The sequence below is a fragment of the Pseudomonas sp. 1152_12 genome (assembly GCF_052850675.1).
In genome coordinates, this window is record NZ_VXCW01000001.1 from 76,761 (window position 1) to 89,296 (window position 12,536).

14 protein-coding genes are annotated in these 12,536 nt (G+C 60.7%); 5 read left to right on the forward strand and 9 right to left on the reverse strand.

Going from position 1 to position 12,536, the window contains the following annotated elements; genetic code table 11:
- The first annotated feature begins 69 nt into the window (after positions 1-69).
- The 3 genes from FW764_RS00315 (at position 70) to FW764_RS00325 (ending at position 1,685) form a co-directional block, all read left to right on the forward strand.
- Positions 70-771: an AzlC family ABC transporter permease gene (locus tag FW764_RS00315; RefSeq protein WP_446432210.1), complete on the forward strand. Its 702-nt coding sequence runs from the start codon at positions 70-72 to the stop codon at positions 769-771.
- Entirely contained in the window at positions 768-1,076 is a 309-nt protein-coding gene (locus FW764_RS00320) for an AzlD domain-containing protein (protein ID WP_446432211.1), read from the forward strand. Before FW764_RS00315 ends, FW764_RS00320 begins: the two co-directional genes overlap by 4 nt.
- A 255-nt stretch (positions 1,077-1,331) precedes the next feature.
- A complete protein-coding gene (locus tag FW764_RS00325; protein WP_407021638.1) occupies positions 1,332-1,685 on the forward strand; it encodes a hypothetical protein in 354 nt (117 codons plus the stop codon).
- A 144-nt stretch (positions 1,686-1,829) separates the two neighbouring features.
- On the opposite strand, the gene FW764_RS00330 is transcribed toward FW764_RS00325, so the two are convergent.
- From FW764_RS00330 to FW764_RS00365, 8 genes are all read right to left on the reverse strand, one after another.
- A complete protein-coding gene (locus FW764_RS00330; RefSeq protein WP_446432212.1) occupies positions 1,830-2,534 on the reverse strand; it encodes a YoaK family protein in 705 nt (234 codons plus the stop codon).
- Positions 2,535-2,567: 33 nt separating this feature from the next.
- Positions 2,568-4,238, reverse strand: coding sequence for an ATP-binding cassette domain-containing protein (locus FW764_RS00335; RefSeq protein ID WP_446432213.1), 1,671 nt, complete (start codon positions 4,236-4,238; stop codon positions 2,568-2,570).
- Between the two features lie 124 nt (positions 4,239-4,362).
- Positions 4,363-5,412: a DNA topoisomerase IB gene (locus FW764_RS00340; RefSeq protein WP_446432214.1), complete on the reverse strand. Its 1,050-nt coding sequence runs from the start codon at positions 5,410-5,412 to the stop codon at positions 4,363-4,365.
- Between the two features lie 73 nt (positions 5,413-5,485).
- Positions 5,486-6,565: a molybdenum ABC transporter ATP-binding protein gene (modC, locus tag FW764_RS00345; protein ID WP_446432215.1), complete on the reverse strand. Its 1,080-nt coding sequence runs from the start codon at positions 6,563-6,565 to the stop codon at positions 5,486-5,488.
- 5 nt (positions 6,566-6,570) lie between these two features.
- Entirely contained in the window at positions 6,571-7,251 is a 681-nt protein-coding gene (gene modB / locus FW764_RS00350; protein WP_446432216.1) for a molybdate ABC transporter permease subunit, read from the reverse strand.
- Positions 7,252-8,025: a molybdate ABC transporter substrate-binding protein gene (gene modA / locus FW764_RS00355; protein ID WP_446432217.1), complete on the reverse strand. Its 774-nt coding sequence runs from the start codon at positions 8,023-8,025 to the stop codon at positions 7,252-7,254.
- A 119-nt stretch (positions 8,026-8,144) separates the two neighbouring features.
- On the reverse strand, positions 8,145-9,203 hold the full coding sequence (locus FW764_RS00360) for an NAD(P)H-dependent flavin oxidoreductase (protein ID WP_446432218.1): 1,059 nt from the start codon (positions 9,201-9,203) through the stop codon (positions 8,145-8,147).
- Positions 9,204-9,313: 110 nt separating this feature from the next.
- Positions 9,314-10,192 carry an alpha/beta fold hydrolase gene (locus FW764_RS00365; RefSeq protein ID WP_446432219.1) on the reverse strand — a complete coding sequence of 293 codons (879 nt, stop codon included), beginning with the start codon at positions 10,190-10,192 and terminating at the stop codon, positions 9,314-9,316.
- 173 nt (positions 10,193-10,365) lie between these two features.
- Here FW764_RS00365 and FW764_RS00370 point away from each other — a divergent pair, with 173 nt between their 5' ends.
- Both FW764_RS00370 and FW764_RS00375 read left to right on the forward strand, forming a co-directional pair.
- Complete coding sequence (locus tag FW764_RS00370) at positions 10,366-10,959, forward strand: CGNR zinc finger domain-containing protein (RefSeq protein ID WP_446432220.1); 594 nt, start codon at positions 10,366-10,368, stop codon at positions 10,957-10,959.
- Between the two features lie 12 nt (positions 10,960-10,971).
- Positions 10,972-11,433: a GyrI-like domain-containing protein gene (locus FW764_RS00375; protein ID WP_446432221.1), complete on the forward strand. Its 462-nt coding sequence runs from the start codon at positions 10,972-10,974 to the stop codon at positions 11,431-11,433.
- A gap of 3 nt (positions 11,434-11,436) precedes the next feature.
- On the opposite strand, the gene ada is transcribed toward FW764_RS00375, so the two are convergent.
- Positions 11,437-12,480 (reverse strand): bifunctional DNA-binding transcriptional regulator/O6-methylguanine-DNA methyltransferase Ada, encoded by a 1,044-nt coding sequence (gene ada / locus FW764_RS00380; RefSeq protein ID WP_446432222.1) that lies wholly within the window; start codon positions 12,478-12,480, stop codon positions 11,437-11,439.
- Positions 12,481-12,536 lie beyond the last annotated feature (56 nt).

The window sequence follows — 12,536 nt, forward strand, 5'->3', positions numbered from 1 at the left end:
ACGATCGTTCAAGACAAGCCCCTTATGACGCTGGCATGCTTGTCGACTGTCTATCGATGAGCCTTCTCCATGCCTACAGCCTTACCTCATTACGCCTTTGGTCGTGGCGCGATCGCCGTTATTCCCTTGTCTCTGGCGTGTGCACCCTGGGGGCTGCTGGCCGGCTCCATGGCCATTGATGCGCAATTTACCCCGCTACAGGCCCAGGGTTTGTCTGCGATCGTATTTGCTGGCGCCGCACAATTGGTGGCTATCGGTATGGTCAAGGGCGGTGCCAGCCTGATCTCGATTGTGCTGACCACCTTGCTGCTGACTTCCCAACACTTGCTCTATGGCATGCATATGCGCCCGGCGCTGTCGTCGCTCAATGCACGCTGGCGTATGAGCCTCGGTTTTTTGCTGACTGACGAATTTTTTGCGCTGGTCAATCACTATGACCGTGAGACCTTCAACCGCTGGTATGCGCTGGGCGTCGGCTTGACGTTCTATATCATCTGGAACCTGTTTACCCTGGCGGGCATCGTGCTGGGCAAAAGCATTCCCGGTCTTGATCAACTGGGGTTGGAGTTTTCGATTGCTGCGACGTTTATCGCGCTGATCACGCCGGTAGTGCGAGACGTGCCTACGGTGGTGTGTGTGGCGGTTTCGCTGTTGTGCTCGGTGTGGTTGAGTTACTTGCACTGGGAGTCGGCGGTGGTGCTGTCGGGCGTGCTTGGAATGAGTGCGGGTTTTGCCTGCAAGCGGCTTGGAGTGGGGGCGACGCAACGATGATCTACATCATGATTGTGGCCATGGGGGGCGTGGTGTTTTTTAACCGTTACCTGTTTATCGAGCCGCGTTTACCGGTGCGGCTTAACCGTGGCGCACGTGAGTTTCTGGGGTTTGCGGTGCCGGGGATGCTTACGGCTATTTGCGGGCCGATTATTTTTCTTGCTGATCGTAAGTTGAATCTGAGCCTGGGCAATCCTTATTTGCTGGCGGGTATTTGCGCGGTGGGGTTGATGTTTTGGACGCGTAGTGTGTTGGTTACGGTGCTGTTGAGCATGGGGTTATTTTATCTGTTTCGTTGGTGGTGATCTGTACGCGGTTATTGGCTGTATATCCGATGCAGCGGTAATGGCTGACAGCCGCCACCGACCAGGCAGAAAAAACCCGCGGGAGCGCGAGCAGAAGGGATAATTCTTAAAGTGGAAGGGTTGTAGCGTTCTGCGTTGGGGGGCATCGGTTTTCCAGTTGCAAGCGAGGCCGTAAGTAGGCGACAGGGTGGCGTAATAACCCTTGGGTGTCGCCTGCTAATGGTAGAGTCGCGGTTTTTCCAAGGAGGCAATGGCATGCGAAAGGTGGTAATTGGCGCATTGGTGGTGGCAGCACTGTCCGGTTGCGCGGGCTCGAAGATGAAAGAGGCGCGCACCGGCACGCCATACAAAACTTTGGCTTCGCAGAAAGCCCCGCTGGTGGTTGCCCAGTGCATCCAGTTCGGTTGGCAGGACGAAGCTGTGTTCGGCGTTGACGCCGGCGGCTTCAAGGAGCCCATCGAAGCAGGCGGTTACACGGTGTACACCACCGGTGGCGACTACTTTGTCGACGTGCGCAGCACGGGCGCCGGCTCTACCGTCAACTACTTCGCGGGCGAAGACTCAATGCCGGCTAAACGGCGCCTGGCCGCACTCGCGACCTGCCTGTAATCCGTTACCTTAGTGTTTTTCGGAAACGCCCGGCGGGACAGCCGCCGGACATTGGCTTATTATTCTCCCGCTCGCTCGATGTGCTGGCTCTTTACCGGTACACGGACGTCGAGGCCGAAACGTCGGGCGGGCTTCTTTTCTTCCTTATCGCGGCATGTAACCCAAATGCCAGCGCCGGGGAATCTTCAGCGACACCAACCCCAATAACGCGGCCAATACGCCACTGGCCAGCAGCGCCTTCAGCCCAAGTTGTTGCTCCAGCAGCGCGCCGATGACTGCGCCGACGAACATCCCGACCCACGGGATCAACTGCACCCGCCAGCCATTGCGCCGTTCTCCGAGCATCCAGCGCCCGAGCCCACGACCAAAGCGTGACAACGCTCCCGTCACGTACGTCAGGCCCACCGGCAGACCGTTGACCTCTTCCACGGCCGCATTGAGCATGCCCATGGCAATAATTGCCGCCAGCAATGCCGGCAAGGTTTCGGTGAAGGGCCACACGGCAGCGCCGCACAGCAGCGCCGCAATGCACAGCAGCAAGGGCAACACATGCCGCCTGGCGAAGCGGCTGACCACCACGCCCAGCGCGTTGCCGACAACGAACATCGCGATGAGCAGCAGCAAGCGTCCGGTTAAGCCGAGGTCACCCGCGCCAATCGCCACCGCCAGGCGCGTGGTATTGCCGCTCATGAACGAGACAAAATCGCCACTGGCCATAAAGCCGATCGCATCGGTCATGCCCGCCAGCACCGACAGGCTGGCCACCAGCATCATGCCGACTCGGCCACGCCAGCGTTGGCGGTGGGCCAGTGCGGCATTCGCGTAAGGTTTGCGGGCTGCAGGCAGCATAAGGCCGGGCTCCTCGGTGAGATTGTTCGGCCACTACCGTAGGACGCTTTGACTGGGCATGCAATGACCCAAGACACACTCCAGTCGCCAGCCTTCGCGATGCCAGGTCAAAAGATGCGTCGGCCGGATAGCCTGCACAAACGCCTCGTCATGGGACGCCGCGACCAGCGCCCCGGTAAAACCGCGCAGCGCCTGTTCAAAAGCCAGCACGGATTCCAAATCCAGGTGGTTGGTCGGCTCATCCAGTAACAGCAATTGCGCCGGTATCTCGCGCCATAAGGCGATCGCCATTGCGGCTTTCAAGCGCTCACCACCACTCAAGCGACCGGCGGGTTGAGTTACGCGCAACGCATCCAGTTGCAGCAAGGCCAGGCGTGTGCGCAATTCGGCTTCGGCCAGAGGCGTGTCGAGCAGGTTGAGCTGCTCGACGATAGAACGCTGGTCTTCCAGCAACGCCAGAGGCTGGTCGATATACGCGCTGGGCACATGCACCGCGCATTCGCCGCTGACGGCTGGCCATTGCCCCGCGAGCAGCTTGAGCAGTGTGGATTTGCCACAGCCGTTCGGCCCCCGCACCGCAATGCGAACTGGGCCTGAGAGGTTAAGCGTGACGAAGGTTGAGGGCTTGAGCGGGTCTAACCATGGCAGTTGGGCCTGGTTCAGCGTCAGTATGTGGCGCCCGTTAGGCACTGCGGAGCCCGGCAGGGCCAGCAGCGTGGGGGTTTCGTCGATAATGCGCTCGTAGGCCTGGCGCACCTGCGCATCAAGCTCGTTTTTATACGCGCACTGGGCGCTGCGCACGTTGCTGACGACCTCCTTGGCGGCACCTTTCCAGCGCGCTTTGTCGAACCCGGTGACGTTGGCAGTTTCCACGTGTTTACGCGCGCGGGCGGCATTGCGTTGCAAGCTGTCATGGTCTTTTTGCAGGCGCCGCCGCTCGCGGCTGCGCGCCAGGCGCGCGTGTTCCAACGCGCTGAGGGCGGCGTGTCGTTGGCTGTCGCGTTGCAGGCGGTAGGCCGCGTAGTTACCGCCATACACCTGCGCGCCGAGTGGCGACAGTTCGATGATGCGGCCCATGGCATTGAGCAATTGCCGGTCATGGCTGACCACCACCAGACCGCCGCGCCAGCTCGCCAGAAGATGCAATAGCCAGTCACGACCTGCGCTGTCGAGGTGGTTGGTGGGCTCATCCAGAATCAACAACTGCGGAGAGGCCAGCAGTGCACCGATCAGCGCGACTCTGGCCAACTGGCCGCCGCTGAGGTGCTCGGCCGGCGTGTACGCATCGAGTGCATGCAAGCCCGCTGTGTCCAATGCCGTGCGCAGGCGCTCGGCCAGGTCCCAGCGGTCGTCGATCAGATCCAGATCGTGTGCGTGAGCCTCGCCCCGCGCCATGCGCTCAAGTGCCGCCAACACTTGGGCAGTGCCGGTGATATCGGCGAGGGTCTGATCCGGTTGAACCGCCCATGCCTGGGCAACGTAAGCCACGCTGGCGGAGCCGTTCAGCGTGCCGCAAGAGGGCGCCAGCAGCCCGGCCAGCAGCTTCGCGAGGATGCTTTTGCCACGACCGTTACGGCCGACAATGCCGGTGGGTATGTGATCAATCGACAGGTTGAGGTCTTCCAGCAAGGTTTCGCCATCGGCGAACTGGAACGCTACGTGTTGCAGGGAAACGAGTACGGGCAGCCGGGTGAGGTCAGTCATCAGCACCTCCAAAAAAATGTCAAACAGGCCAACAAGCGCGCCAGGCGGCTCGTTGCAGGTACATTTTGGAAGGCTTAGTTGTTCACGTCGGCGGTCATCCCGTGAGTCAGAAGGGACGCCAAGGCTACCCCACCTTGGCTTTCTTCGGCAAGTCGGCGGCCAATTGCTCGAGGAACATTGCCAGTGCGACTTCTTCTGCTTTCAGGCCTTTGCGCACCCGTGGCTTGGGCAACTTGGACAGCTCGCCCAAGCTGAAATGCTCCAGCACGGCCGGGTGGATATAGCACTTGCGGCACACCGACGGGGTGTTGCCGAGTTGCTTGGCGACGCCTTTGACCATCGCGACTACGTGGCGTTTGGCATCGGACTCCGGTTGCCATTCCAGCTCACGCAACACGGCTAATGCGAGGGCGGTGCCAGCCCAGGTGCGGTAATCCTTGGCGGTAAAATCGGCGCCCGTGAGGCTGTGCAGGTAAGCGTTGACGTCGTGAGAGCTGACGGTATGCCGCTCACCGTGTTCATCCAGATACTGAAACAGGTTCTGCCCGGGCAACTCCAGGCAACGCTTGACCACCGTGGACAGGCGCCGATCCTTGACACTGATCTGGTGCTCAACCCCGCTTTTGCCGCGAAACTGGAACAGAATCTCGCTGCCCTTGACGTCCACATGGCGGTTGCGCAAGGTGGTCAGTCCGTAGGATTTGTTGTCGCGAGCGTACTGGGTATTGCCGACACGGATGAGTGTGGCGTCGAGCAGCATCACCACTGTGGCTAGCACTTTTTCACGGGTGAAACCCGGTGCGGCGATTTGCGCCTCTAATTGCTTGCGCAGCTTGGGCAGCGCGTTACCGAATTCTTGCAGGCGTGAGTACTTGTCGCTGTCACGCACTTCACGCCAGCGCGGGTGATAGCGGTACTGCTTACGGCCCCGGGCGTCGCGCCCCGTGGCTTGCAGATGGCCGTGCGGGTCGGCGCAGATCCATACGTCGGTGTAAGCCGGTGGCACAGCCAGAGCGTTGAGGCGTTTGATTTCATCCGCGTCAGTGATGCGTTGGCCATTGGGGGCAAAATACTGGAACGTGCCGCGCAGTTTTTTGCGGCGTATGCCGGGCTGGGTATCGTCAACGTAGTGCAAGTCGCGGGGCAGGTCGGCAGGCGGCGCGGAGTCGGGCATGGTGCAATTTCCTTGGCGGTAATCAGGCCGGTATGTCTGATTGACCGCAGCGTTTTGCCGTCGTGCAAAATACTTATGCCAGTACCGCTACCGCCTTGATTTGCGCCCACAGTGTCTGCCCGGGCTGCAATCGCAATTGGTCGCGGGAGAAGCGTGTGATGCGCGCCAACAGAGGCGTACCGCCTGCGTCCAAGCGCACCAGTACATGCGCGTTGTTATCCGCCGAAATTTCTCCGGTCACCGTCACCGGCAGGCGGTTGAGGATGCTGCTTGATTCTTGTGCCTGCAGGCTGAGGCTGACATCCCGCGCTTGTACCTTGACCCGCAGCTGTTTGCCCAACAGCAGCGTCGTGTGGGCCACGCGTATCTGCAGCGGGCTGTCGGGCAATCGTAGGGTCAACAATTGGTAGTGTTCGTCGTAGGCGCTGACGGTGCCGTTGATCACCACGCCGGCGTCGTCGCCCAAGGCCAGGGGCAAATCCAGCCGCGCCAGGGTTTCACCAATGGGGCCGCTGGCAAGCGCTTTACCGTCGCTGAGCAAGACGATGTGATCGGCCAGCCGGGCCACTTCGTCCTGGGCGTGGCTGACGTATAGCACCGGGATATCCAGTTCATCGTGCAGGCGTTCGAGGTACGGCAGGATCTCGCTCTTGCGCTGGCTGTCCAGCGCCGCCAGCGGTTCATCCATCAACAACAGTCGCGGGCTGGTCAGCAGCGCGCGGGCGATGCCGATGCGCTGGCGCTCACCGCCGGACAAGTGCTGCGGATGGCGCTCGAGCAGGTGGCCGATGCCCAGCAGTTCGGTGGCCTGGGCCATGTCTACTCGACGAAGATTGGGTGGAATGCGCTTGAGGCCGAACTCCAGGTTGGCCCGCACCGACAAATGCGCAAACAGGCTGGCCTCTTGGAATACATAACCCACCGCGCGTTTGTGCGGCGGCACGAACACGGCGTTGCGGCTGTTTTGCCAGACCTCACCGTTGATTTGCACAACGCCGTCTTTGGCCCGTTCCAGCCCGGCGATACAGCGCAGGCAAGTGGTTTTGCCCGAACCCGAATGACCGTACAGCGCGGTCACGCCACGGCCGGGTAAATTCAAGTCTACCTCCAGCGCAAAGCCGGCGTAATTGAGTTGCAGGCGTACCTCAATCATAGCGGTCAGCTCCAGCCCATCTTGGTTTTACCGCGGGCATAGAGCGCCAGCAATACGAGGAAGGCGAACACCACCATGGAGCCGGCCAACCAGTGTGCTTGGGCATACTCCATGGCTTCCACGTGATCGTAGATCTGCACCGAGACCACACGCGTCTTGTCGGGGATATTGCCGCCGATCATCAGTACCACGCCAAATTCACCGACGGTGTGGGCGAAACCGAGAATCGACGCGGTGATAAACCCCGGGCGGGCCAGGGGCAGCATCACCGTGAAGAAAGTGTCCCAGGGATTGGCGCGCAAGGTTGCGGCCACTTCCAGTGGGCGAGTACCGATGGCACAGAAGGCGTTCTGCAATGGCTGCACCACAAACGGCATGGAATAGATCACCGAGCCGATGACCAACCCGGCGAAGCTGAACGTCAGGGTGCCCAGGCCCAGCCATTGCGTGAACTGGCCGAAGTAGCCGTTGGGCCCCATGGTCAACAGCAGGTAAAAACCGATCACCGTCGGGGGCAACACCAACGGCAACGCGACAATCGCCCCGATGGGCCCGCGCCACCAGGACGTGGTGCGCGACAGCCACAAGGCAATCGGAGTGCCGATGATCAGCAAAATCACGGTGGTCAGTGACGCCAGTTTGATCGTCAACCAGATAGCGGAGAAATCGGCACTCGACAGCGGCATTTAATTAGCCAGCTCGTAACCGTAGGACTTGATCACGGCTGCAGCTTTCGGGCCTTTGAGGTACTCGACCAGGGCTTTGGCGGCGGCGTTGTCCTTGCCTTTGTTGAGGATCACCGCGTCCTGTTTGATCGGGTCATGCATCGAGGCGGGGACCCGCCACGCCGAACCGCTGGTGATCTTGCCGTCCTTGTAGATCTGTGACAGCGCGACGAAGCCCAGCTCGGCATTGCCGGTGGACACGAACTGATAGGCCTGGGTGATGTTCTGGCCTTCAACGATCTTGTCCTTGACCTTGTCGGTCAAGCCTTCCTTTGCCAGCACTTGTGTGGCGGCCAAACCGTAGGGCGCAGCTTTCGGATTCGCGATGGACAGGTGCTTGAATTCATTCTTCTTCAGCACCTCGCCGTTGGCATCGACATAACCGGCTTTGGCCGACCATAGCGCCAGGGTGCCGACTGCGTAGGTGAAGCGCGAACCTTTGACGCTGTCGCCCTCGGCCTCGAGTTTTTGCGCGGTGGTGTCGTCAGCGCTGAGGAACACTTCGAACGGCGCGCCGTTCTTGATCTGCGTGTAGAACTGACCGGTGGCGCCATAGGCCGCGACCAGTGTGTGGCCGGTGTCTTTCTCGAAATCGGCGGCAATCGCCTGGATTGGCGCGGTGAAGTTGGCGGCGACGGCGACCTGTACTTCATCGGCTTGGGCCGGGCCGAAGGCAAAGGCGGCAATCAGGCTGGCGAGGGCCGTGGGGGCCAGGCGTGAGGCGCGGATCATCATGAAGCAGCTCCTTTGAGGGTGTACGGCTTGTTATAGGTAGAAGGTGTTACCGCTATGTATAGGAATATATAGCGGTTGGCCCTTGCCGGTACAGTGCAAAGTGGCCGTTACTGCCCGTTCTACTTGAGCTTGGCCAACGCCTCTTCGGCTAATTCACAGGTCAGGTCATAGGTGGATAGGTCTTTGCCCAGGCGCAGGGCCTGGCCGGCCCACAGGTTACTGAAGCCAGCTTCATCTTTGGCTTTGAGTGGCATCAAGGCGCCGCCGGACGTAGGGAAGGCAGGAGCTTGCGGGTGGATCGCACCGAGTTCACGCATCACGCGGTTGACGATGCCGCGCGCCGGGCGGCCGGTAAACAGGTTGGTCAACGCGGTTTCGCTGGCCTGGGCGTGACGCAGCGCCTGGTGATGGGAGACGCTGACGTTGGCCTCGGGGGTGAACAGATACGCCGTGCCAATTTGCACCGCCGAAGCGCCCAGGGCGAATGCCGCCACAATGCCGCGGGCATCACCGATACCACCGGCAGCAATCACCGGCACGCTGACTGCGTCGACCACTTGCGGCAGCAGTGCCATCAGGCCGATCTGTGTGTTGAGGTCGTCGCTGAGGAACAAGCCGCGATGCCCACCTGCCTCGATACCCATCGCAATGATCGCGTCGCAGCCATGCTGTTCCAGCCAGATGGCTTCTTCCACGGTGGTGGCCGATGACAGCACCTTGGCGCCGGTGGCTTTCACCCGTTCGAGCAAGGCTTTTCCCGGCAGGCCAAAGTGAAAGCTTACCACCTCGGGACGGAACGCCTCGACCACTTTGCAGGCGGCGTCGTTGAAGGGCGCGCGGTTGGACACGGGCGTTGGCGCATCAAAATCGGCGCCCAGTTCGCGGTAATAGGGTTCCAGCAAGTCCTTCCAGCGGCGGTCAGCGGCCGCATTGGCGGCGGGCGGCTGATGGCAGAAGAAGTTCACGTTAATGGGGCGCGAGCTTGCCTGGCGGACAGTGGTCAGGGCTTCGCGCAGTTGCTCGATAGTCAGGGCTGCGGCGGGCATCGAGCCCAGCGCGCCAGCCTCATTCGCGGCAATGACCATGGCAGTGGTCGTCGCCCCGGCCATGGGCGCCTGGATAATGGGCACTTCAATGCCCAGCAGATCAAGAATTCGAGTGTCTGGCCAGGTGCTCATGGGGTGCGTCTCCAGCGTTAGTAAGGCTTTCCGCTGTTTTAGCAGGGCCATTGGCACCCGGCCAGTCTGTATTATTCACTGGACGAGGGCTGCGTTTCGTGCAGCGACCATCAGTCGATGGTAGGCCCCAGCACGGCGTGAATGCGCTCGGCGATGTGGGCCGCGTGGGTTTCCAACGCGAAGTGGCCAGTATCCAGCAGCTCAACCACCGCGTTGGCGTTATCGCCTTTGTACGCATGGGCTCCAGGCGGGATGAAGAACGGATCGTTCTGGCCCCAGATCACCAGTGTCGGCAACTGCGTGGCGTTGAAAAACGCTTGGAACGCCGGGTACAGCGAGAGGTTGTTGCGGTAGTCGAGGAACAAGTCCAACTGGATCTCATCGTTGCCGGGGCGTTGCATCAACAGCACATCCAGCATGTAGGACTCCGGCGCGATCAGCTCCGGCTCACGCACGCCATGCAGGTATTGATAACGCGTGCCTTGCAGGCTGATCACCGCGTTGCGGATCACCTCGCGATTGGCTTGGCTCGGTTCGGCCCAATAGGCACGAATTGGCGCCCAGGCATCACCCAACCCCTCCAGATAAGCGTTGCCGTTCTGCGAGACCAGCGCGCTGACCCGCTCCGGATGCGCGACAGCCAAGCGCAGGCCCACCGGCGCGCCGTAATCGAAAACGTACAGGGCGTAGCGGTCGAGTTTCAGCGCATCGACGAAATGCCCGACGGTGATGGCCAGGTTATCGAAGCTGTAGTGGTAATCGCGCTCGGCTGGCACTTCGGTGAAGCCGAAGCCGGGCAGGTCGGGTGCGATGACCCGAAAGCGCGTGGCGAGCAGCGGGATGAGGTCGCGGTACATATGCGAAGAGCTAGGGAAACCATGCAGCAGCAACATGACCGGAGCGGCGGGGTCGCCAGCTTCGCGGTAGAACATGCACACACCATCGGCATTGACGTGGTGGTGGCGAACGACGGGGGCTGTGATCGACATGATAGAAGCACCTTTGTAACTTGATAAGTTGAGATTACGGGTTACCGTTTTCCAAAGTTGCACTTAATTTTGTAACCTGTCAAATGTATTATTCCGGTTATGAACTTGTCTGGTGTAACTATCCAATCGGCAAAATAGCGGTTACGATCACGCGGTGCTCAAGAGGAAAAATCATGGCTACCCCGACACCCGCAGTGACACCTTCAGAACCCTATGTGTTGGCCGATGATCCGGTGCTGGACATGCTCAACACCCTGGCGAATATCGACGGCGTGCCGTGGGATTTCTGGCAAGTCGATGCCGACGTCGCGCGTTGGCTGGTGCGCCTGGAATGGGTCCAGGAGGGGCGAGTCCCCGGGTTTGAGGAGGGCGCGTTGCTCAAGGCTGCGCGCGAATTGCGCGAGGTCATCCGCGCGCTCGTTGCTGCGCGCAAGAACGGCCAGGCCGCCAACCCTGCGGCGCTTAATAGTTTTCTGCGCAAAGCAGTGAGCCACCCGCAGTTAGTCTGGCCGGCGTCTGGGGCGCCTCAGTTGGAGCGCCAGCGCAAGCAACAGACCGCGGAGCAATTTTTGTCGCCGATTGCCGAAGCCGCGGCTAATTTATTGGTGGCTGGCGATTTCAACTTGATTCGCCGCTGTGAGCATCCGGAATGCATCCTGTGGTTTTATGATCGGACTAAGGCCCACAAGCGCCGCTGGTGCAGCATGGCGCTGTGTGGCAACCGGCATAAGGTTGCAGAGTTTCGTAAACGCAAACTGGAACGTTAAAAGGAGAGGGCGGTGCAAACGATCAAGGAACAGCAGGTGGCGGCCGTTCGCATTTCGGGGCTGAAAGTGCGCACGCGAAATGCGGATGAAACCGTGCCTTCGCGCGCGAAAATCGGCCCGATGTGGCAACGGTTTTTCGCTGAAGAGCTTTACCAGAAAATCCCCGGCAAGCAGGCGGAATCAGCGATGTACGGGGTGTACAGCGGCTATGAGTCTGATGCGCAGGGGCTGTTTGATGTCACTGCGGGAGTCGCGACGCAGGCACCGGCTGCAGGCTATGAAAGCTTGGTGATCGAGCCGGGGCGGTATCTGGTGTTTGAGGCGCGCGGGCCGATGCCGGATGCAATTATCAGTACCTGGCAGCAGGTCTGGGCGTATTTCGAGCAGCCGGGTGTTGAGTCGCGTGCATTTGTGACTGATTTTGAGTTGTACCAGGCGCACGACGTGGCGCTGATCTATATCGGTATCTGCTAGCTGTTACTGACGCTCGCGCTCCAGCAGCTGGCGCTTGCGCTCGACGCCCCAGCGGTAGCCCGAGAGTTCGCCGTTGCTGCGCACCACGCGGTGGCAGGGAATCGCCACCGCCAAGTGGTTGGCGCCGCAGGCCTGGGCCACGGCGCGAAAGGACTTCGGCGCGCCGATGCGTTGGGCAATCTGCGCGTAGCTGGCGGTGCTGCCCACCGGGATTTCGCGCAGTGCCTGCCATACCCGTTCCTGAAAGGCGGTGCCGCGCAAGTCCAGGGGCAAATCCAGGCCCAGTGCCGGGGCCTCGACAAAACCTACAACCTGGGCGATCAGTTGCTCATAGTCCCTATCCGCCCCGACCAGCTCAGCCTTGGGGAATTGATCCTGCAGGTCACGCAGCAGTTTATCCGGGTCATCGCCCAGCAGAATCGCACAAACGCCGCGTTGACTCTGGGCAACCAGGATTGCCCCCAGTGAGCATTCGCCCACGGCAAAGCGAATTTCGCTATTGGTGCCGCCAGCTTTGTAATCACTGGGCGTCATGCCGAGTAACTGGTCGGCAGACTCATAGAAGCGGCTGTTTGAGTTGAAGCCCGCGTCATACAGCGCATCGGTAACCGAATGCTGTTCCTTCAGGCGCTCGCGTACTTTGTGCGAGCGCAGGGCGCTGGCGTAACCCTTTGGGGTCAAGCCGGTGATGGCTTTGAATACACGGTGGAAGTGGAACGAACTCAACCCGGCGACGCGAGCGAGCGCTTCCAGGCCGGGGGGCGTTTCGGACTGTTGTATTTGCCGGCAGGCATCAGCCACCAATTGCGCATGGTGCGTAGCCAATTGAGTCTGATCACCGCAGGCGCGCTTGCTGGGCCGGTAACCGGCCGCTTCGGCTTGCGTCGGTGTGTCGAAAAATTCGATATTTTCCGGGCGTGGCAAACGCGAGGCACTGCTGGGGCGGCAATACACCCCGGTGGTTTTTACGCCGTAGACAAACAGCGCGTCGGCCTTGGCGTCACGGGCGACGATGGCCGCCCAGCGGGGGTCTTGTTCGTTATTCATGGCCTGCACTCTTGACGGGTCATGGGCAGATTAACCGTGCCGATCACGATGGGCAC